At 59.1% G+C, this 19,684-nt stretch carries 22 protein-coding genes; 18 read left to right on the forward strand and 4 right to left on the reverse strand.

Translation table 11 applies throughout. The features are described from left to right. Positions 1–19: 19 nt before the first annotated feature. Entirely contained in the window at positions 20–337 is a 318-nt protein-coding gene (locus ACN5AZ_RS11695) for a hypothetical protein (protein ID WP_419429063.1), read from the reverse strand. A 318-nt stretch (positions 338–655) separates the two neighbouring features. Between ACN5AZ_RS11695 and ACN5AZ_RS11700 the strand changes: the two genes are divergently transcribed. From ACN5AZ_RS11700 to ACN5AZ_RS11755, 12 genes are all read left to right on the forward strand, one after another. Continuing rightward, positions 656–1,504, forward strand: coding sequence for an HpcH/HpaI aldolase/citrate lyase family protein (locus ACN5AZ_RS11700; protein ID WP_419429064.1), 849 nt, complete (start codon positions 656–658; stop codon positions 1,502–1,504). A 61-nt stretch (positions 1,505–1,565) separates the two neighbouring features. Beyond that, positions 1,566–2,111, forward strand: coding sequence for an NnrU family protein (locus tag ACN5AZ_RS11705; RefSeq protein WP_419429065.1), 546 nt, complete (start codon positions 1,566–1,568; stop codon positions 2,109–2,111). A 4-nt stretch (positions 2,112–2,115) separates the two neighbouring features. Beyond that, entirely contained in the window at positions 2,116–2,319 is a 204-nt protein-coding gene (locus ACN5AZ_RS11710; RefSeq protein ID WP_419429066.1) for a DUF1737 domain-containing protein, read from the forward strand. Further along, positions 2,319–3,347, forward strand: a complete 1,029-nt coding sequence (locus tag ACN5AZ_RS11715) for a MaoC family dehydratase (RefSeq protein WP_419429067.1) — start codon at positions 2,319–2,321, stop codon at positions 3,345–3,347. Before ACN5AZ_RS11710 ends, ACN5AZ_RS11715 begins: the two co-directional genes overlap by 1 nt. Before the next feature lie 226 nt (positions 3,348–3,573). Next, positions 3,574–3,963: a succinate dehydrogenase, cytochrome b556 subunit gene (gene sdhC / locus ACN5AZ_RS11720; RefSeq protein ID WP_419429068.1), complete on the forward strand. Its 390-nt coding sequence runs from the start codon at positions 3,574–3,576 to the stop codon at positions 3,961–3,963. Between the two features lie 10 nt (positions 3,964–3,973). Continuing rightward, positions 3,974–4,345: a succinate dehydrogenase, hydrophobic membrane anchor protein gene (gene sdhD / locus ACN5AZ_RS11725; protein WP_419429069.1), complete on the forward strand. Its 372-nt coding sequence runs from the start codon at positions 3,974–3,976 to the stop codon at positions 4,343–4,345. 56 nt (positions 4,346–4,401) lie between these two features. Beyond that, positions 4,402–6,204, forward strand: a complete 1,803-nt coding sequence (sdhA, locus tag ACN5AZ_RS11730) for a succinate dehydrogenase flavoprotein subunit (protein ID WP_419429070.1) — start codon at positions 4,402–4,404, stop codon at positions 6,202–6,204. Continuing rightward, complete coding sequence (locus ACN5AZ_RS11735; protein WP_419429071.1) at positions 6,204–6,506, forward strand: hypothetical protein; 303 nt, start codon at positions 6,204–6,206, stop codon at positions 6,504–6,506. Before sdhA ends, ACN5AZ_RS11735 begins: the two co-directional genes overlap by 1 nt. Then, positions 6,494–6,808, forward strand: a complete 315-nt coding sequence (locus ACN5AZ_RS11740) for a hypothetical protein (RefSeq protein ID WP_419429072.1) — start codon at positions 6,494–6,496, stop codon at positions 6,806–6,808. Before ACN5AZ_RS11735 ends, ACN5AZ_RS11740 begins: the two co-directional genes overlap by 13 nt. A 10-nt stretch (positions 6,809–6,818) precedes the next feature. Further along, positions 6,819–7,598 carry a succinate dehydrogenase iron-sulfur subunit gene (locus tag ACN5AZ_RS11745; protein ID WP_419429073.1) on the forward strand — a complete coding sequence of 260 codons (780 nt, stop codon included), beginning with the start codon at positions 6,819–6,821 and terminating at the stop codon, positions 7,596–7,598. A gap of 167 nt (positions 7,599–7,765) precedes the next feature. Further along, positions 7,766–7,897, forward strand: a complete 132-nt coding sequence (locus ACN5AZ_RS11750; RefSeq protein WP_419429074.1) for a hypothetical protein — start codon at positions 7,766–7,768, stop codon at positions 7,895–7,897. A 301-nt stretch (positions 7,898–8,198) separates the two neighbouring features. Then, the gene (locus tag ACN5AZ_RS11755; RefSeq protein WP_419429075.1) at positions 8,199–9,041 is read left to right on the forward strand and encodes an urea carboxylase-associated family protein; all 843 of its coding nucleotides are present in this window, start codon (positions 8,199–8,201) and stop codon (positions 9,039–9,041) included. A gap of 13 nt (positions 9,042–9,054) precedes the next feature. On the opposite strand, the gene deoD is transcribed toward ACN5AZ_RS11755, so the two are convergent. The 3 genes from deoD to ACN5AZ_RS11770 form a co-directional block, all read right to left on the reverse strand. Beyond that, a complete protein-coding gene (gene deoD, locus ACN5AZ_RS11760) occupies positions 9,055–9,759 on the reverse strand; it encodes a purine-nucleoside phosphorylase (RefSeq protein ID WP_419429076.1) in 705 nt (234 codons plus the stop codon). 10 nt (positions 9,760–9,769) lie between these two features. Then, positions 9,770–10,075 (reverse strand): H-NS family nucleoid-associated regulatory protein, encoded by a 306-nt coding sequence (locus tag ACN5AZ_RS11765; protein ID WP_419429077.1) that lies wholly within the window; start codon positions 10,073–10,075, stop codon positions 9,770–9,772. A gap of 270 nt (positions 10,076–10,345) precedes the next feature. After that, entirely contained in the window at positions 10,346–12,310 is a 1,965-nt protein-coding gene (locus tag ACN5AZ_RS11770) for a methylmalonyl-CoA mutase family protein (RefSeq protein WP_419429078.1), read from the reverse strand. A 408-nt stretch (positions 12,311–12,718) separates the two neighbouring features. Here ACN5AZ_RS11770 and ccrA point away from each other — a divergent pair, with 408 nt between their 5' ends. The 6 genes from ccrA (at position 12,719) to ACN5AZ_RS11800 (ending at position 19,667) form a co-directional block, all read left to right on the forward strand. Further along, entirely contained in the window at positions 12,719–14,005 is a 1,287-nt protein-coding gene (gene ccrA, locus ACN5AZ_RS11775) for a crotonyl-CoA carboxylase/reductase (protein WP_419429079.1), read from the forward strand. Between the two features lie 358 nt (positions 14,006–14,363). Continuing rightward, positions 14,364–15,092: a helix-turn-helix transcriptional regulator gene (locus tag ACN5AZ_RS11780; protein WP_419429080.1), complete on the forward strand. Its 729-nt coding sequence runs from the start codon at positions 14,364–14,366 to the stop codon at positions 15,090–15,092. A gap of 114 nt (positions 15,093–15,206) precedes the next feature. Continuing rightward, positions 15,207–15,845 (forward strand): acyl-homoserine-lactone synthase, encoded by a 639-nt coding sequence (locus tag ACN5AZ_RS11785; RefSeq protein ID WP_419429081.1) that lies wholly within the window; start codon positions 15,207–15,209, stop codon positions 15,843–15,845. A 74-nt stretch (positions 15,846–15,919) separates the two neighbouring features. Then, complete coding sequence (locus tag ACN5AZ_RS11790) at positions 15,920–17,458, forward strand: ATP-dependent DNA helicase (protein ID WP_419429082.1); 1,539 nt, start codon at positions 15,920–15,922, stop codon at positions 17,456–17,458. A gap of 141 nt (positions 17,459–17,599) precedes the next feature. Beyond that, positions 17,600–19,225, forward strand: coding sequence for a long-chain-fatty-acid--CoA ligase (locus ACN5AZ_RS11795; protein WP_419429083.1), 1,626 nt, complete (start codon positions 17,600–17,602; stop codon positions 19,223–19,225). Next, positions 19,197–19,667 carry a MaoC family dehydratase gene (locus tag ACN5AZ_RS11800; RefSeq protein ID WP_419429084.1) on the forward strand — a complete coding sequence of 157 codons (471 nt, stop codon included), beginning with the start codon at positions 19,197–19,199 and terminating at the stop codon, positions 19,665–19,667. The genes ACN5AZ_RS11795 and ACN5AZ_RS11800 overlap by 29 nt, the downstream gene beginning before the upstream one ends. The last annotated feature ends 17 nt before the right edge of the window (positions 19,668–19,684 follow it).

Here is a 19,684-nt window from a genome sequence, read left to right on the forward strand (position 1 = left end):
GCGGTGCCCGCGCAAGGTGTTATGCATCGTCGCCCTTTGGCGGCAGAACCTCGGCGAGTTCTTCGAACGCTTGCCCCGAGGCGACAAGGCAGGTCATCCCGTTTGTCATGGTCACCGTGATGGTCCAGGATCCGCTCTCGACCGAGGCGAAAACCTCCATCACGGCGTTGTTTGAGCCTAGCCCCATGCTTTGACGGGTTTCCCCGTATTTCGCAGCAAGGCGTTCCACCACCGCGTCCCTTGGCGCACAGTGTTCAAGCTGTTGTGCGTCGACCAAAGTTGCGGCGGCCAGGAGAAATCCGGCAGACAGCAGTGCTACGTTCACCTTCGTCGTCATAGGCGTTACCTTTCGACTGGTGCGCGCGCCACTGGGCCACGCGCGGATTGGGTCCCCTCGGTTCCCGGATGCCGCCCCGCCAAGGGCCCTGTCATGGCATCCCCGTCGCATTGGACGGTGTGTGCCCATCCTCGGGTCATGGCTCCTACGATATCGTTAACGCGACGCGCGTCGTCGTAACGCATTTGTTCAAAGCTGATCCGATTGCTCAATAAAGCGTCAACTATCGCCGTTTTCTGCAGTGCGGAAATTTGGACTTGAACGATACAAACAATTATGCGCATCAATGCGCAACTTTATTGCTTTGCGGAGGCGCGCATGACTTTGGACATCCGACCCTATCGTTCGGTTCTTTATATACCGGCATCCAAAGAACGTGCGCTTGAGAAGGCGCGCAGCCTGCCCATTGATGCGGTGATCTTTGATCTTGAGGATGCGGTCGCGCCGGAAGAAAAGCCTGCCGCCCGCGCAACCTTGGCCGAGGCCTTGAAGACGTCTTATGGCGGTCGCGCGCGGATCGTGCGCATCAATGGTCTGGACACCACATGGGGGGAGGAGGATGCCCGCGCAGCGGCGCAGATGGCGTGCGACGCGATCCTTTTGCCAAAGGTCGAAACCGTCGCGCAACTGGATTCGCTTGCGCAGATGACCGACAAACCCTTGTGGGCTATGATGGAGACGCCGCTGGCGATGCTGAATGCCCATCAAATTGCGTCCCATCCGCGACTGCAGGGCATGGTTATGGGAACCAACGATCTGGCCAAGGACCTTGGCAGCCGGTTCCGCGCCGACCGTTTGCCAATGCAAACCGGCTTGGGGCTATGCGTTCTTGCGGCGCGCGCCTGTGGCAAGGTGATCGTGGATGGCGTTTATAACGCGTTTAAGGACGACGACGGGTTGCGTGCGGAATGTGCGCAAGGCCGTGACATGGGCATGGACGGGAAAACCCTGATCCACCCCGCGCAGGTCGAGATCGCAAACGCGGCCTTTGCCCCCGATGCGGCGGAGATCGATCTGGCCCGCCGTCAAATCGAGGCTTTCGAGCAGGCGCAGGCGCAGGGCCAAGGGGTCGCGGTCGTCGATGGCAAGATCGTCGAGAACCTGCATGTGGACACGGCGCGCAAAACGCTCGCCAAAGCAGAGGCGATTGCCGCCCTTGCGGGCTAAGCCGTTGCCCCGAGCCGCCGAACAAACGACAGTCGCCCCTGCATAGCCACAGGAGAAAGCCATGCTTTTGCTGATTCTCGGTGTCGCACTTTGGTGGGCGGCACATCTATTCAAACGTATTGCGCCGCAAAAGCGTGCGGACATGGGCGACACGGGGCGCCGCGCGGTGGCCGTAACCTTGGGTGTGTCGATCCTCATGATGATTTTTGGCTACCGCATGGCCGATGGCGCATTCTTTTGGGGGCGGCATCCCGCAACGGTCGGGATCAATAACCTGATGATGATCGGGGCGTTGTACTTTACCTCCCCCGGACCAAAGAAGGGCGCGCTCTTCTATAAGATGCGCCATCCGATGCTGACCGGTTTTCTGATCTGGGCGTTGGCGCATTTGCTGGTGAACGGCGATGTGGAATCCTTTGTCCTGTTTGGCGGTTTGGGGGTGTGGGCCATTGTCGAGATGGCCGTGATCAATCGCGCCGAACCCGACTGGACGCCGCCTGAAAAGGGGGCGATCAAGAAAGACGCGATCTTCCTTGCAGCCTCTGTTGTGCTGCTTGTGGTGATCGGACTGATCCACGGGCTGATCGGCCCTATGCCATTCGGATAAGCTTATGAAACTCTATCGTTTTCTTTCTGCCGACGACACGTCGGAATTCTGCCACAAGGTCACCGACGCCCTGAACAAGGGCTGGGAGCTGCATGGATCGCCCACATACGCTTTTGACGCTGCAAACGGCGTCATGCGCTGCGGGCAAGCCGTCACCAAAGAGGCCGAAGGCACCTACACCCCCGACATGAAGCTAGGAGCGCAGTAATGCAAAAGACCAATCCGGGACGCTTTTTCGAAGATTACGAATTGGGCATGGTGATCGACCATGCGGTGCCCCGGACGGTCTCGGGTGGGGAGCGCGCGATGTATCACGCGCTCTACCCCATGCGGCATGCGCTGTATTCTTCGGACGAATTCGCGCGTGCCAGCGGTTTGCCCTCCAGTCCGCTGGACGATCTGGCCGCGTTTCACATTGTTTTTGGCAAGACGGTCCCGGATGTGTCGCTGAATGCGGTGGCCAATCTAGGCTATGCCGAGGGCCGCTGGCTAAAGCCGGTGTATGCGGGCGACACGCTGCGGGCGAGCTCTGAGGTGATCGGGCTGAAGCAGAATTCCAACGGCAAGACCGGCGTGGTTTACGTGCGCTCGCGCGGGTACAACCAGCACGACGAATGTGTGCTGGATTACAAGCGGTGGGTCATGCTGCGCAAAGCGGACCTTGATGCACCCGCGCCCGACACCGTCATTCCTGACCTGAAATCCGCGCTGAACCCGCAGGATCTGGTGGTTCCCGAGGGGCTGGATTTCTCGACCTACGATTTTACCCTGTCAGGTGAGCCGCACCGCATGTCGGACTACGAAATTGGCGAGACCATTGACCATGTGGACGGTGTCACCATCGAAGAAGCCGAACATATGATGGCAACCCGGCTGTGGCAGAATACCTCTAAGGTGCATTTTGACGTTACAGCGCGGCCCGAGGGGCGGCTGATCTATGGCGGACACGTTATTTCAATGGCGCGGGCGTTGTCGTTCAACGGCTTGGCCAACGCGCAGATGATCGTGGGGCTGAATGCCGGTGCCCATGCCAATCCCTGTCTGGCGGGACAGACCGTGCGCGCATGGTCCGAAGTGCTGGACAAGGCGGAGACCAAAGCGCCTGGAGTGGGCGCGATCCGTTTGCGTCTTGTTGCGACAAAGGGCGGCGCGCCGTTCGAATTGAAAGGTGAGACCGGCAAGTACAACCCGGATGTTCTGCTGGATCTGGACTACTGGGCGCTGATGCCGCTTTGAACATCCAAGAGAATCTATCAGGTTTTCACGGGCGGGAGGCCTATGCGCGAGGTGTCGCTTGGTTAGCGCCTAAAGTGTGATCACACGTCGCCATCGCGTGATCACAAAGCCGCTTATTTGCAGCAAATGCGCCAAAAAACCGCGCCTGCGGCATCGACGAATGGGTGACAGCGCGTGAAAACCCTCTAAAACCACCGATAACGGATATAGACCGAAGGACTGTGCCATGGCCGACGTGAACCGGGGCAATCGCCCGCTCTCACCCTTCATGATCGGGCAGTATTACCGCCCGCAAATGACCTCGATTTCCTCGATCATGGTGCGCATCACCGGCATCGCATCGCTGGGGACCGCAGCTCTGCTGGTGATCTGGCTGCTCTGCGCGGCGACGTCGCCGGATGCCTTTGCGGTGATCGACGGTTTCCTGACCAGCTTTGTAGGTGACATCCTTATGCTGCTGGCCAGCTGGGCCATTTGGTATCACATGCTGGGTCGTCTGCGGCACGTGATCTGGGATCTTGGGTACTTCGTTGAAATCGAAGCGTCCGAGATGATGGGGGCCGTGATGTTTATCGGCGCGACGGTTATGGCGATCTTTACCGCCATCGTGGTCTGAGGAGACAGATATGCAATTTCTGACGGATCGTAAGCGCGCACAGGGTCTTGGCTCCGGCCGCACCGGCACGCAGTTTCACAAGCGTATGCTGGGCACCTCGATGGCACTGGTGGTACTGGTGCCGCTGTTTGTCTTTACCTTCGGGGCTGGTCTGGGTGGATCGTACGAAGAGGTGCTGGCCTATTTCTCGCGCCCTTGGCCTGCGATTATCACCGCGCTGATGCTGGTGGTGGGTGTGATCCACTTCAACGGCGAAACCCAGGAGGCGATCGAGGATTACGTTCACGGCACCAAGGGCAAACTGCTGTCCATGGCTGTCAACGCGCTGTCCTATGTGCTGATCGCCGCTGGCCTGTTCGCCTTGGTGAAGCTGGCGCTGTAAAATTTTTCGGGCAGGTCCGCCAAGCGCTGGATCGCCCCCAGATACGAGGCTGAGATATGGCTGAATACACATACGAGACGCATGACTATGACGTCGTGGTGGTGGGTGCCGGTGGTGCGGGCTTGCGCGCGACGCTGGGCATGGCAGAGCAGGGGCTGCGCACAGCCTGCGTGACCAAGGTTTTCCCGACCCGTTCGCACACTGTTGCGGCGCAGGGCGGGATCGCCGCGTCCCTGTCCAACATGGGCCCGGATAGCTGGCAGTGGCACATGTATGACACGGTCAAAGGCTCGGACTGGCTGGGCGATACCGACGCGATGGAATACCTCGCCCGTGAAGCCCCCAAAGCTGTTTATGAGCTGGAACATTACGGCGTTCCGTTCTCCCGCACCGAAGAGGGCAAGATCTACCAGCGCCCCTTTGGCGGCCATACCACCGAATTCGGCGAAGGCCCGCCGGTCCAGCGGACCTGTGCCGCAGCCGACCGCACCGGCCACGCCATTCTGCACACGCTGTACGGCCAGTCGGTGAAGGAAAAGGCCGAGTTCTACATCGAATATTTCGCCATCGACCTTCTGATGGAAGACGGCGTTTGCAAGGGCGTGCTGTGCTGGAAGCTCGATGACGGCACCTTCCACGTCTTCAACGCAAAGATGGTTGTGCTGGCGACCGGCGGTTACGGCCGTGCTTACTTCTCTGCGACGTCGGCGCACACTTGCACCGGCGACGGTGGCGGTATGGTGGCCCGTGCGGGGCTTGCGCTGCAGGACATGGAGTTTGTGCAATTCCACCCGACCGGGATCTACGGGTCCGGCTGTCTGATCACCGAAGGCGCGCGTGGCGAGGGTGGTTATCTGACCAACTCCGAAGGTGAGCGTTTCATGGAACGCTACGCGCCGACCTACAAGGACCTCGCCCCGCGCGATTATGTCTCGCGCTCCATGACCATGGAAATTCGCGAAGGTCGCGGTGTCGGCAAAGATGGGGATCACATTCACCTGAACCTCAGCCACCTTCCCGCGGAAGCCTTGGCGGAACGTCTGCCGGGCATTTCGGAATCGGCCAAGATCTTTGCCGGTGTTGATGTCACGAAGGAGCCGATCCCCGTTCTGCCGACCGTGCATTATAACATGGGCGGCATTCCGACGAACTACTGGGGCGAAGTGCTGAACCCGACCGCCGAAGATCCCACCGCCGTGGTGCCGGGTCTGATGGCCGTGGGCGAAGCGGGCTGTGCATCGGTGCACGGTGCGAACCGCCTCGGGTCCAACTCGCTGATCGACCTCGTGGTGTTTGGCCGCGCAGCCGCCATTCGTGCCGGCAAGGTTGTCGACCGCGAGGCGGCAATCCCGACGGCACCCAAAGCCGAGATCGACAAAGCCTTCGACCGGTTCGACGGTCTGCGCTACGCGAAGGGCGCAACGCCCACTGCGGAACTGCGCCTTGAGATGCAGAAAACTATGCAGGCGGATGCCGCTGTTTTCCGCACCGCCGAAACCATGGCCGAGGGTGTCGAGAAGATGACAGCCATCGCGGGCAAGATGGGCGATCTGAAGGTCACCGATACCTCGCTGGTGTGGAACTCGGACCTGATGGAAACGCTCGAACTGACGAACTTGATGCCGAACGCTCTGGCCACCATCGTCGGTGCCGAAGCGCGCAAGGAATCCCGTGGCGCCCATGCGCATGAGGATTTCACCGAGCGTGACGACGAGAACTGGCGCGTGCACACGGTCGCACGTGTCGACGCCGATAAGGTGGAGCTGTCCTATCGTCCGGTGATCGTGGACCCGCTCACAACCGAGGATCAAGGCGGCATCGAGCTCAAGCGGATCGCACCGAAGGCGCGGACGTTCTGATGCGGGTGTTGGCGATCTCTCTGGCACTTTTGACGGCATCTGCCGGTGCGGCCTTTGCAGACAAAGGCGCGCTGGCATATTGTCAGGCACAAGCAAACGGGATCGCCTACACGGGCGGTGCAAAAACCGGATATGCTGCGGAATACAACGCAGCGGTCGAGGCATGCCTTTACGGACAATCGCGTCCCGCACGGCATGCGCAGATCGATTTCCGCCAGCCACGAAATACGCCATCCGTTGTCGGGCACTGCCCGCCGGGGATCGGCCCGTTCTATCGGGGGACGCTCTATTGTCTCGACTGATTGCTTGCCTCGCGTTGATCGCTGTCGCGGGCTGTTCTGTTGACCAGCAGGACCAACTGGCCCGCAGCGCGGCACGCTCTGCGATTACGCCGGTCATCACCGAACGTTTCCCCGGTGTGCCGTTGGAGCCGACGCTGGACTGCGTGATCAACAACGCGTCTGCCGTCCAGATCCGTGCCTTGGCACTGGACAGCGTCGGGGGGCCGACCGCTTCCACCGCGGAAATCGTCACCAATATCGTCTCGCAGCCCGAGACCATCCAATGTCTGGCGACCTCCGGCCTGCCAGCCCTGTTTCGATAAGGAGAGAGAAATGGTACAGTTTACCCTCCCCAAGAATTCCAAGATCCGCACGGGCAAGACCTGGCCAAAGCCGGACGGCGCAACCAACGTACGCGCGTTCAAGATCTACCGCTGGAACCCGGACGATGGGGAAAACCCGCGCGTGGATACCTATCATCTGGACATGGATGACTGCGGCCCGATGGTTCTGGACGCGCTGATCAAGATCAAGAACGAGATTGATCCGACCCTGACCTTCCGCCGCTCCTGCCGCGAGGGGATCTGTGGGTCCTGTGCGATGAACATCGACGGCATCAACACGCTGGCCTGCATCTACGGCCTCGACGAGGTTGAGGGCGATGTCAAAATCTACCCGCTGCCGCACATGCCGGTGGTCAAGGACCTGATCCCCGACCTGACGCATTTCTACGCCCAGCACGCGTCGATCATGCCGTGGTTGGAAACCAAAACGAACCGCCCCGCCAAGGAATGGAAGCAGTCCATTGAGGACCGCAAAAAGCTTGATGGCTTGTACGAATGTGTCATGTGCGCATCCTGTTCGACCTCCTGCCCGTCGTACTGGTGGAACGGCGACAAATACCTCGGCCCGGCAGCGCTGCTTCATGCCTATCGCTGGATCATCGACTCGCGCGATGAGGCGACGGGCGAACGTCTCGACCAACTGGAAGACCCGTTCAAACTGTACCGCTGCCACACCATCATGAACTGCACAAAGACCTGCCCGAAGGGTCTGAACCCGGCAAAAGCCATCGCAGAAATCAAGAAGATGATGCTGGAACGCGCTGCGTAAACGCGCATCACTTAGGCATTCTGAACCCCGTCAGCCTTTGGGCTCGGCGGGGTTTTGCATGCTATGTGCCTACCACATAACGCGTTTGCAATTTCTTCGGATGTGATCGGGCTGCGTCAGGCGTACATCCCTGCGCGGGGAGGATCGACGCGAGAAAGGTCAATCCGATGCAGGACACTACCAAAACAGCTGCCGAACGCGCTCTGGAAGATTTGGATCAGGCGTTTGCCTATTACACCCCGGAACCGCGCCCCGAAAGCACAGCCCCCGTTTACGAAGATCTGCCCGAAGCGGCGTGATCGGGCTTGCCCGACCGGTGGGAGGGGGTAGCTTCAGCCTATGTTGATCCCCTTCCTCCTGATCGCAGCCTTTGTGCTGTTGCTGATTTTCAATCGGCCCGAGACGCGTCATTGTCGGTGGCGCGAACACCGGCAAGATGTGGATGTCGGGTGGCGGTGTATTCATTGCGGGGCGGAACAGAGTTTGCCCTACGGGACCAAGCCGACAATCTGCTATCGTGCAAGTAAATAGGGACACTGGCCTTGGGCTGGCCTGCGAAATGTGTTGATCTCCGGTGGCGATATTTAGAAAGGCCGCCCGATGTCCATTCCCCCCGATGCAGAGGCGCGCCGCGCCATTCCTCCGGTCATCTGTTATCCGAATGAAACACTGCCACAGGTCGATCTGCCGCTGTATCAGGCGGCACTGGCCGAGGCTGTTGTTGTCTCTCGTCACATTGCCGCGCCGCGTGACGCCTGCAGTTTCGAGGTCGAGGCCGGTCAGTTTTTCCGTATTCTGTGTTCCGAAACACCGCAGGTGGGTGACCTGAACCTGTGGAACCGGGATGATTTGTCCGAACGATTTTACTCCGGCAAAACGCGGGCTTTGCATGGCAGTCACGTGACCACGGGTGATCGCCTTTGGTCGAGCTTTCCGTCGCTGCGTCCGATGGCCACCTTGGTCGAGGACAGCTTGGATTGGTACGGCAGGGACAGCTTTGGTGGCTCCGTGCATGACGTGATCGGCACCAGATGCGACCCCTACACCCATAATTTGCTGGCGGGCGGGGACTACCATCATTGTTGTCATTCGAATCTGACGCGTGCCTTGGCGGATGCGAAAGGGCTGTCCTTGACCGAGGCCGAACCGCATGTGCACGACGTGTTGAACGTCTTTATGTGCACAGGGTTCACGCAGGACACTGGTCAGTATTTCATGAAGGCCAGCCCCGTGCGGGCAGGGGACACGTTAACCTGTTTCGCAGAGATCAATTTGCTGGGGGCGTTGAGCGCTTGTCCGGGCGGGGATTGCGGGTCCGAGCATAGTTCTGACGTGGCCCAATGCGGTCCGCTGGTGGTCGAAGTTCTGTCGCCGCCGGATGGCGCCTTGGGGGATTGGCAGTCACCCGCGGCGAACGGGTACAACCGTCGCCACGGGCGTTAGTGTTTAGCCTTAATCAGGCAAAGGCCGCGTCCAAAGCGATCTCCACCATATCGCCAAATGAACGTTCGCGGTCTTCTGCCGGCAGCGCCTCATGCGTGAGCAAGTGGTCCGAAACCGTCATGACAGCCAAGGCGCGCACGCCGTGACGCGCGGCCACGGTATAAAGCTCGGCGGCCTCCATTTCGACGCCGAGAATACCGTGACGCACCATCTGTTCATTCAGATCGGGACGCTCGTCGTAGAAAACGTCCGACGAATAAATGCCACCAACATGCACCCCAGTGTCTTTTTGGCGCGCGCTTGCGACAGCGGCCTCCAAAAGCGGGTAATCTGCACAGGGGGCATAATTGATCTCGCGGAATATTCCCGACGATGGCGTGGATAGTGTGGTCGCCGTCATTGCAATGACAACATCGCGGATTTTGATGTGCTTTTGCATCGCGCCGCAGGATCCAATCCGGATCAGCGTGCGCGCACCATAATCACGGATCAGTTCATTGGCGTAAATGGACAGGCTGGGCATTCCCATACCGGAGCCCTGAAAGGTCACGCGGTGGCCTTTCCAGGTTCCGGTATACCCCAACATGCCACGTACGCGGTTTACGCAGGTCGCATCGTCAAGAAATGTTTTGGCCGCCCATTCCGCGCGCAGTGGATCGCCCGGCATCAAGACGGTTTCCGCAATGTCACCTGCGGCAGCACCGATGTGAATAGTCATTGAGGCTCTCTTACAGTGCCATATCGTCGAGCGATTTGCCCTGATCCAAAGCCTCGATCAGCCAGTTGGGCTTGCGGCCGCGACCGGTCCAGGTTTGCGAGGGATCCATCGGGTTGGCGTATTTCGGGCTGCCCTTGGTGCTTTTGCCACCGGCTTGGACAACGTCTTCGAGAGAAAAGCCATATTCTTTTGCAGCAAGCTCAGCCGCGCGCTTTGCCTCGGCCATACGACGGGCATCAACGGTCTTCAGCGCCTTTTGCGCATCGGAAATCAGTTTCTGCAGCTCTTCGCGCGACATGTTTTCGAGGTTTTCCAAGGGATGTTCCTTTCGTTGTGGTTTCAGCCGCTTTACGCAAGGTTCAGCTTTAAGGGAAGGTATAATAACGGACAGGTTAACGAAAGATTTACGTTTTCGGTGGGAAAGGAAGGCGCGGATAATGGCTTATGCTAATTCGCGTCAGTATAGCTTTCCAATTGCTTTTCTTGTGTTGCGTGTTTTCTAGTCTGGTGATTTTTGAGGTCGCCAAAAACAAAAGGACGAGGAATGCCCTCGCCCTTGAAAATAATTCCACGCAGTTATCGATAGTTAACCAGCATTCACCTCAACCGGCTCTACCAAGTGGACGATGTCTTTCATAATTGCGTTAAGCTCGAAATCCTTTGGCGTGTATACCTTGGAGACTCCCATAGATTTCAAACGCGCTGCGTCTTCATCCGGAATAATGCCACCGACGATGACTGGAATGTCATCCAGATTTGCAGCCTTCAAGCGCAGCATCATGTCCTCGACCAGCGGGATGTGCGAGCCGGACAAGATAGACAGACCAATAACATGCGCCCCGTTGCGCGCTGATTCGACAATCTGCTCGGGTGTCAGGCGAATGCCTTCGTAATCGATGTCCATGCCACAATCCCGCGCGCGAAAAGCGATCTGCTCTGCGCCGTTTGAATGCCCATCCAGACCGGGTTTGCCGACCAGAAAACGCAACCTTTGGCCCAATTTGTCCGAGACGCTGTTTACCATCTCGCGCAATTCATCCAGTCCTTCGGTTTTGTTGGACATGGCGCGGGAAACGCCGGTCGGCCCACGGAATTCGCCATGAACCTGGCGCATTTCGCCGGCCCATTCCCCTGTCGTGACCCCCGCTTTCGCGCATTCGATCGAGGCCGGCATAATATTCTCCCCCGCGTTCGCAGCAGCACGCAGACGTTCCAACGTAACCTCGACAGCATTTTCATCCCGACTGTCTCGCCATTGGACCAAGCGCGCGGTTTGCTCTTTTTCGACAGCGGGGTCGACGACCATTATCCCACCGTCCTCGCCCATCAACGGTGACGGCTCGCCTGTTTGCCATTTATTGACGCCGACCACGATAGTTTCTTCACGTTCGATCCGATTGAGACGATCCGCATTTGAATCGACGAGGCGCGCTTTCATATATTCAATCGCGCCGATCGCTCCGCCCATGGAGGCGATATTCGCGAGTTCGGCGCGCGCACCTGCCTTGAGGTCTTCGACCTTGGCATCAATAACGGGGTTGCCATCAAACAGATCGCCATATTCCAGCAGGTCCGTTTCGTATGCCAAAATCTGCTGCATACGCATCGACCATTGCTGGTCCCACGGGCGCGGCAAACCGAGCGCCTCATTCCATGCCGGCAATTGAACGGCTCTTGCCCGCGCCTTTTTCGACAGGGTCACAGCCAGCATTTCAATCAGAATGCGATAGACATTGTTTTCAGGCTGTTGTTCGGTCAGTCCGAGGGAGTTCACCTGCACACCATATCGGAAACGACGCATTTTGGGATCGGTGACGCCATATCGGTCTTCGACGATTTCGTCCCACAGATCCACAAACGCCCGCATCTTGCACATTTCGGTGACAAACCGGATGCCAGCATTCACGAAGAAGGAAATGCGTCCGCAAACGGTTGCAAAATCCTCGGCAGGGATGCGCGGCTTCAATTCATCCAGCACCGCAATCGCGGTGGCCAAGGCAAAGGCCAGTTCCTGTTCCGGCGTCGCGCCCGCCTCTTGCAAGTGGTAGGAACACACGTTCATCGGGTTCCATTTCGGCACATTCTTGTAACAGAATTCGGCAACGTCCCCGATCATTTTAAGCGAGGGTTTGGGCGGGCAAATATACGTCCCTCGGCTGAGATATTCCTTGATCAGGTCGTTTTGCACCGTGCCCTGCAGCTTGGATATATCCGCGCCTTGTTCCTCTGCCACCGCGATATACAGGGCCAACAGCCATGGCGCGGTCGCATTAATGGTCATCGATGTGTTCATCTGTTCGAGCGGAATGTCACGGAACAGAGTGCGCATATCGCCAAGATGGCAGACGGGAACGCCGACTTTACCAACTTCGCCGCGCGCCAGAATATGATCGCTGTCGTAGCCGGTTTGCGTGGGCAGATCGAAGGCCACGCTTAGGCCGGTCTGACCTTTCGCAAGGTTGCTGCGGTAGAGTGCGTTGGACTTCTCGGCCGTGGAATGTCCGGCGTAGGTGCGGATCAGCCAAGGGCGATCCTTGCGGGGTTCGGTCATCGGGGCTCCTCCGGCGTCGCGCCGCTTTGCAATCATATTACCTTTTGGGTCGAATATGCGTAATTTTATGACCCTGTCAATTCGCGGCATCGCGGCGATGCAGGTGCAGCATGCCGGAACGCAACGGAAGTTTGCCAGACGGAGGCAGCAACTCCCATCGATAAAGCGCGAGAAACTAGATTTCTGGGTGCGTAAGGTGCTGTGATATATATAATTTTAAGATTTTCTTATCCTAAGGGGGCTCATGGCTCCTGAAAGGTGAGACTTTTCAAGAAGACATAAAATTACAAAAAAGGTCTAACAGTAGTTGCAATATTTCGTGCCCAGTCGTACCTCTATCCCAGAGCTGCGATTCTGCGGATGCGAAATGCAGCGAAAATCTTCGCCAGAACCCGAGGGGAGGCCGCTATGGCATTGGATCAGCAAACGGGCATCGCCCAGTACGACGCACCCGAAAAAGACCTGTATGAAATCGGCGAGATGCCCCCGATGGGCTACGTGCCGAAAAAGATGTACGCATGGGCGATCCGTCGTGACCGTCATGGTGCGCCCGACACATCCTTTGAGGTCGAGGTGGTCGATACCTGGGAGATCGACAGCCACGAGGTGCTGGTTCTCGTTATGGCCGCTGGCGTGAACTACAACGGTGTTTGGGCTGGTCTGGGCCAGCCGATTTCGCCCTTCGACGTGCACGGTGACCCATACCATATCGCGGGGTCTGACGCCTCTGGCATCGTTTGGAAGGTGGGCGACAAGGTTAAGAACTGGAAGGTCGGCGACGAGGTCGTGATCCATTGCAACCAAGATGACGGCAACGACGAAGAGTGCAACGGCGGCGATCCGATGTTTTCTCCGACGCAGCGCATCTGGGGCTACGAGACTGGCGACGGCTCTTTCGCCCAATTCACCAAGGTGCAGGCGCAGCAGTTGATGCCGCGGCCCAAGCATCAGACGTGGGAGGAAAGCGCCTGCTATACGTTGACCCTTGCGACCGCCTATCGGATGCTGTTCGGCCACCACCCGCATGAGTTGCGTCCCGGTCAGAACGTTCTGGTCTGGGGGGCGTCTGGTGGTCTGGGCTCTTACGCGATCCAGTTGGCCAACACGGCAGGCGCCAATGCCATCGGGGTGATCTCTGATGAATCCAAGCGTCAGTTTGTTCTGGACCAAGGGGCGAAGGGCGTCATCAACCGCAAGGATTTCAACTGTTGGGGCCAGTTGCCGACGGTGAACTCGCCCGAATATAACGAGTGGCTGAAAGAAGCGCGCAAGTTCGGCAAGGCAATCTGGGACATCACCGGCAAGGGCGTGAACGTCGATATGGTGTTTGAACACCCCGGCGAGGCGACATTCCCCGTCTCTACCCTTGTGGTGAAAAAGGGCGGCATGGTGGTGATTTGTGCGGGAACCTCCGGTTTCAACACCACTTTTGACGTGCGCTATATGTGGATGCACCAAAAGCGCCTGCAGGGCTCTCACTTTGCGAACCTGAAACAAGCGGCCAGTGCAAACCGGCTGATGATCGAACGTCGTCTTGATCCCTGCATGTCCGAGGTGTTCCCGTGGGAGCAAATCCCCGACGCGCACATGAAGATGATGCGCAACGAACATAAGCCGGGCAACATGTCTGTGCTGGTGCAGGCACCCAAGACCGGTCTGCGCACGCTTGAGGATTGCCTTGAGGCGCGCAAGTGATCTGACGGCCGGAACAGCCAAATCTGCGCCCGCGAATCGTAGCCCGGTTCGCGGGCGTTTGCGTGTCTGGCGCACGGATCACGGTGGACCAATAGCTTACGGCTCCACCCCCTCGCTATTTTTGGGGAGGAAATTTCCGTGAATGTTCGGAGGCTTCGTCGCCTGCTAGAGTGTTGTTAATGGATCGTTAACCACTTGGAGATGAGGCTGGCCATGGGACATGACTGGATTTTGGACGTGTTGACCGACCTGAAAACCTTCGCGCGTGCAAACGGGATGTCCGGCCTTGCCGCGCAGCTTGACGATGCGTCATTCGTGGCTCAGGCCGAGATCACGTCCCTCGCCGAGGACAACGGGATTGGGCTTTTTACGAAACGCGCCGCAGCTGGACGGGCTGATCGAGCGACTGGAATCCGCCAAGGGGCTGGAGGATCTTCAACAGCTTATTGAAGAGCTGCGGGACGAATACGGCGTTGACCATATTGTCTACCATTGGGTGAACAGCTCGGGCGAGCAATATGGATGCGGCACCTACGATCTTGAATGGGTCAATCACTACGTCGAGAAAGGGTATCTGCGGATCGATCCGGTGATTCAGGGCTGTTACCAGCGGTTTCATCCCGTGAACTGGAAGCGTCTGGATTGGTCCAGCAAATCTGCGCGCGCTTTTCTTGAAGATGCCATTGCCCATGGCATCGGCAATCAGGGCTATTCCATTCCGATCCGTGGCCCCAACGGGCAGTTTGCCCTGTTCAGCCTTTCACACAACTGTTCCGATAATGAGTGGGAGCGCTTTACCTCGGACAATCGCCGCGACCTGATCCTGATGGCGCATTACTTTAACTCCAAGGCGCTGGAGTTTGAGCCGGGCCGCACCCCTGATCCCGCGCAGCCGCTGTCCCCGCGCGAGATCGAGGCGATGACCCTGCTTGCCATCGGCTACAACCGGGCGCAGGCGGCGGACACATTGTCGATCTCGGAACATACGTTGCGGGTGTATGTGGAAAGCGCACGTCACAAACTGGGCGCTATGAACACAACCCATGCCGTGGCCCGCGCGCTCAGCCGGGGCGTAATTGTCGTATAAGTCGGACAAGGTTTGTTAACGAAACCTTACAGGGGCGCGCGCTCGCGCAGAAAACGTTTAACCGCGTAAATCGCAGGGTTCTTGCACAAGATCCAACGTGTGAGGGACACTGAAATGATCCGCTATATCTACGGCAACGACCTGCATAAATTTCCCAAGCTGGCGCGCACCATGTTTCTGGACCGCGCCGACCAGTTCAAAACCCGCCTGAATTGGGACGTTACCGTCGATGCACGCGGCTTTGAGCGGGACGAATACGACGACGAGAATCCGCTGTATGTTATCTGGGAAAACAGCGACGGCACGCATGGCGGCTCGATGCGTCTGCTTCCGACAGTGGGCCGGACGATGGTAAACGATCACTTTGTGCACCTGACCGACGGTGTGCGGATCGAAAGCCCGCTGATCTGGGAATGCACACGTTTTTGCCTGTCACGAAAGGCATCTCCCGGAGTGGCGGCGGCCTTGATGCTTGCCGGTGGTGAGGTGATGCAGGAATTCGGCATTGCCCACTATGTTGGCGTTTTCGACGCACGGATGGTGCGTATCTACAAGCGCATCGGGTCGTCGCCCGATATTCTGGGGCAAGAGGGCGAGGGGCGCAGCATGATCGCGGTCGGCCTGTGGGAGTTCACACCCGAAGCGCAATCCATGGTGGCCCGCACGGCCAACGTGTCGCCGGAACAATCAAAGCTCTGGTTCGACACCTCCTTTGGCGAGATTGTCGACGAGGCCGCTGTCATCGCAGCCTGACAGGATGGCGAAACGCGCGCAAAGGCGCGTTTCGCATCTGGCCCGTGGCCTGCGACGCAGGTAGGGTGCGCGCCATGTCGAGCACTGCGATCACCTTCTCCGAAGACCAAGCCGAAGCCCACGACCGCGTCAGCGAAATGCTGCGGGCGGCGGGGGTTGATCTGGACGCGGGCTACTGCCTGCCTGCCAAGGAAAGCGACGCCCGCGTCATGGCCCTGATGGGCAAGGCGGGATCGGGCAAAACCATGCTGTTGTCAGAGCTGGTCAAGGCGTTGGAAGCCAATGGCGTCGAGATCGTGTCGGGCGATTACGAAAGCCGCAAGGCGTCCGACAGCCGGACTTTGGCCGTACTGGCCCCGACAAACAAGGCCGCGTCAGTGCTGCGGATGCGCGGGGTGCCTGCAACCACGATTCACCGCATCATTTACAAACCTGTGTATGACCCCGAATACGAAAAGGTGGCCGATTGGTTGACCGGCGAAGGCGATGCACCGGAATTGGACGACCTGTCCGAGGAGGCGCTGGCCCGGGCGCAGGCGTCCTATGAGTTACACAAATCGATCCCTGCGGCCTTGGCTGCGGCTGGCTTGCGCGGGTCGGATTTCATCACCGGCTGGAAACGGCGGGACGAACCGCTGGACATCGGGTTTGTCGATGAATCCTCGATGCTGGATGAAAAGCAATTCGACGACCTGCAAGAGATCTTTCCCAACCTGATCCTGTTTGGCGACCCCGCCCAGCTTGCGCCGGTCGGACAGTCGGGCAAGATGGTGTTTGACGGCATTCCGGACAAACACAAGCTGGAACTGAAACGGGTCCACCGTCAGGAGGCGGACAACCCCATTCTTGATCTGGCGCATGCCTTGGCCGACCCGCAGTTGGGGTTCGAGGACTTCGAACGCATGGTCGAGGATGCGGCGCGCCGCGATGACCGCGTGGTCTACGCCCAACGGGTGGAGGTGGACCTGATGGCCCGCTCGCCCGTTCTGGTCTGGCGCAATGCGACGCGCATCCGCTTGCTCAATGCTTTCCGGCAGGTGCATGGCGCGCCACTCGACAGTCTGCTGCCGGGCGAGCCGCTGATCTGCGATGGTCTGGAATTGCCGCTCAAGCACCGCAAGAAGCGGCTGGATCTGGAGGCGCGCGGACTGATCAAAGGCGCGCAGGTCATCTATCTCGGGCCGGGGCGCAAACCGGGGTTTTCCAAGCTGCACGTCGTAGGCGCGATCGAGCCACAGGTCTCTGCCGCATCTATCGTCAAAATCGAAAAACCTGACGAGGAAGAACCCTTTATCCCCTATGCCGCGCGCATGGGGGCGACCTTTCTGCACGGCGCTGCGGTGACGATCCACAAGGCGCAAGGGTCGCAGTGGGATGACGTTCAGGTCTTTGCGCCGGATCTGTACACGGCCGCGCGCATGGGCCGGATCGAGGCAGGGCAGCCGCTTTGGAAACGTCTGGCCTATGTGGCGATCACCCGCGCGCAATCGCGCCTGCATTGGGTTGTGCGCAATCGTTTGTCGAAACCCACCAACGGGCTGCGGATTGATGATCTGGGCGGAACGCCTGCGCCTTTGGCCTTGGAAATGCAGGGCGAAGACGCGCCGGACTAGGCAGCTTGCCCCATCGCCCTAGCTGGTGATGCAGGGGTTCCTTTCCGTTGGGTCGCGCGCGCAGGTTGTGAAAACTAGTTGCACGCGACCGCGCATCTTGCGCAGGGTAGGGGCCACAGCAGACGGCAAAGGGAGGGCCAGATGCAAGGCATGATGATGCAGATGCCGTTGAGGATCATAGAGATTCTCGACTATGCCGCGACCGCGCACCCCAAGGCAGAAATCGTATCCCAAAGGGTCGAAGGTGACATTCACCGCCAAAGCTATGCGCAGACATTCCGCCGCACCGCGCAACTGGCGCATGGTTTGGCGCGCCTTGGTGTGGGCGAGGCCAAGCGGGTCGCGACGCTTGCATGGAACGGCTATCGCCATTTCGAGCTGTATTACGCCATCAGCGGGATGGGGGCCGTGTGCCACACCATCAACCCGCGTCTGTCGGCGGAACAGATGCTGTATATCATCGGCCATGCCGAGGATAAGGTGCTCTGCGTCGATCTGACCTTTGTGCCGTTGGTCGAGGCGCTGGCCGACCACTTGCCCAAAGACTTGCAGATCGTGGTGATGACGGACGCGGCGCATATGCCGGACAGTGCGCTGCCGTTGATCTGTTACGAGGACCTGCTGGACGGCCAGCCTGAGCAATACGACTGGCCGTTGGTCGATGAAAACGCCGCCGCTGCGCTGTGTTATACCTCTGGCACCACGGGCCACCCCAAGGGCGCGCTGTATACCCATCGCTCGACGGTTCTGCATGCGTTGTTTATTTCCGTTACCTTGCCAAAGTCGCTCAACGAGGGCGCCCGCATCCTGCCCGTCGTTCCGATGTTCCACGTCAACTCGTGGGGTCTGCCCTATGCCGCGCCGCTGGTCGGGGCGTCGCTGGTGATGCCGGGGCCAAAGCTGGACGGCCCGTCGCTGTTCAGCTTGATGGAGGCGGAGGAGGTCACCGCCTCTTGGGGTGTGCCCACCGTCTGGATGGGGCTGCGTGCCGAGGTGGAGGCCCAAGGCAAACCGCCCGCCAAACTGTCCCAGCTTGTGATCGGTGGCTCTGCCGCACCCCGGTCAATGATCGAATTTTTCGACGGGCAAGGCGTGGATGTCTGCCACGCTTGGGGCATGACAGAGATGTCTCCGGTCGGCACGCACGCACAGGTGCCCGCAGGCGTCGATCTGGATCCTGCGGACAGGATCACGCTTAAATCGACCCAAGGGCGCCGCGTCTTTGGCGTGGAAATGAAGCTCAACGATGAGGCAGGCAATGCCTTGCCCCATGACGGCAAAGCCGTGGGCGAGCTGTTCGTACGCGGCAATGCGGTGATCTCGGGCTATTTCAACAATCCCGCAGCGTCTCAGAAAGCCTTTGATGTCGATGGCTGGTTTGGCACCGGCGATGTGGCCAGCATCAGCAGCGACGGGTTTTTGTCCATTCAGGACCGGTCCAAGGATCTGATCAAATCGGGCGGCGAATGGATCTCTTCGATTGATCTGGAAAACATCGCCATGGGCCATCCAAAGGTCACAAGCTGCGCCGTGATCGCCGTGCCACATCCCAAATGGGACGAACGGCCTTTGTTGGTGGTGGTGCCAAGGGACGGCGGCCCGACCTTGGACGAAATCCATGCCATGATGCTGGAGCATGTCGCCAAATGGCAGCTTCCCGATGCGATGGAGTTCGTCGATGAACTGCCCCTGACAGCAACCGGCAAGGTGTCAAAGCTGACCCTGCGCCAAAGGTTCGATGGATACGAGCTGCCTGATGCTGGCTGATGATCTGCGCGTCATGCCCCCGCGCGAAAGCGACTGGTTCACGCTGGACGCCGCGCGGGTCCGCGCGTTTGCCGACGCCACCGAGGACTGGCAGCCCATTCATCTCGATGATGAGATGGCCGCGCAGACGCCGTTTGGCGGGACAATCGCGCATGGGTTTCTGACCCTGTCGATGCTGTCGGCCATGTCCTATCAGGTGATTTATGGGCTGTCGGGCATCGCCTCTTCGGTAAACTACGGTTTCGACCGCATCCGCTTTGTCTCGCCCGTCAGGGTGGGGCAGCGGGTCCGAGGACGGTTTTCCATCGCTGGCGTAGACGAGGCAGAGGACGGCGCGCCGTGGCTTGACGTGCATTGGGATGTCGAAATCGAGATCGAAGGGGCGGACCGGCCTGCGCTGGCCGCCAATTGGATCACACGTTTCTATCTGGCTGCGCCCTAGGCCATCCGCGCCATAGG

This window comes from Sagittula sp. SSi028, from assembly GCF_048553715.1.
GTDB lineage: Bacteria > Pseudomonadota > Alphaproteobacteria > Rhodobacterales > Rhodobacteraceae > Sagittula.

Coding starts and splice junctions, on each gene's coding strand:
- ACN5AZ_RS11735 (WP_419429071.1), top strand. CDS start 6,204: ATGCGGGTGTTGGCGATCTCTCTGGCACTTTTGACGGCATCTGCCGGT.
- ACN5AZ_RS11695 (WP_419429063.1), bottom strand. CDS start 337: ATGACGACGAAGGTGAACGTAGCACTGCTGTCTGCCGGATTTCTCCTG.
- ACN5AZ_RS11785 (WP_419429081.1), top strand. CDS start 15,207: ATGATCCGCTATATCTACGGCAACGACCTGCATAAATTTCCCAAGCTG.
- ccrA (WP_419429079.1), top strand. CDS start 12,719: ATGGCATTGGATCAGCAAACGGGCATCGCCCAGTACGACGCACCCGAA.
- sdhC (WP_419429068.1), top strand. CDS start 3,574: ATGGCCGACGTGAACCGGGGCAATCGCCCGCTCTCACCCTTCATGATC.
- sdhD (WP_419429069.1), top strand. CDS start 3,974: ATGCAATTTCTGACGGATCGTAAGCGCGCACAGGGTCTTGGCTCCGGC.
- deoD (WP_419429076.1), bottom strand. CDS start 9,759: ATGACTATTCACATCGGTGCTGCCGCAGGTGACATTGCGGAAACCGTC.
- ACN5AZ_RS11705 (WP_419429065.1), top strand. CDS start 1,566: ATGCTTTTGCTGATTCTCGGTGTCGCACTTTGGTGGGCGGCACATCTA.
- ACN5AZ_RS11745 (WP_419429073.1), top strand. CDS start 6,819: ATGGTACAGTTTACCCTCCCCAAGAATTCCAAGATCCGCACGGGCAAG.
- ACN5AZ_RS11790 (WP_419429082.1), top strand. CDS start 15,920: ATGTCGAGCACTGCGATCACCTTCTCCGAAGACCAAGCCGAAGCCCAC.
- ACN5AZ_RS11715 (WP_419429067.1), top strand. CDS start 2,319: ATGCAAAAGACCAATCCGGGACGCTTTTTCGAAGATTACGAATTGGGC.
- ACN5AZ_RS11755 (WP_419429075.1), top strand. CDS start 8,199: ATGTCCATTCCCCCCGATGCAGAGGCGCGCCGCGCCATTCCTCCGGTC.
- ACN5AZ_RS11710 (WP_419429066.1), top strand. CDS start 2,116: ATGAAACTCTATCGTTTTCTTTCTGCCGACGACACGTCGGAATTCTGC.
- ACN5AZ_RS11770 (WP_419429078.1), bottom strand. CDS start 12,310: ATGACCGAACCCCGCAAGGATCGCCCTTGGCTGATCCGCACCTACGCC.
- ACN5AZ_RS11700 (WP_419429064.1), top strand. CDS start 656: ATGACTTTGGACATCCGACCCTATCGTTCGGTTCTTTATATACCGGCA.
- ACN5AZ_RS11800 (WP_419429084.1), top strand. CDS start 19,197: ATGGATACGAGCTGCCTGATGCTGGCTGATGATCTGCGCGTCATGCCC.
- ACN5AZ_RS11795 (WP_419429083.1), top strand. CDS start 17,600: ATGCAAGGCATGATGATGCAGATGCCGTTGAGGATCATAGAGATTCTC.
- ACN5AZ_RS11750 (WP_419429074.1), top strand. CDS start 7,766: ATGCAGGACACTACCAAAACAGCTGCCGAACGCGCTCTGGAAGATTTG.
- sdhA (WP_419429070.1), top strand. CDS start 4,402: ATGGCTGAATACACATACGAGACGCATGACTATGACGTCGTGGTGGTG.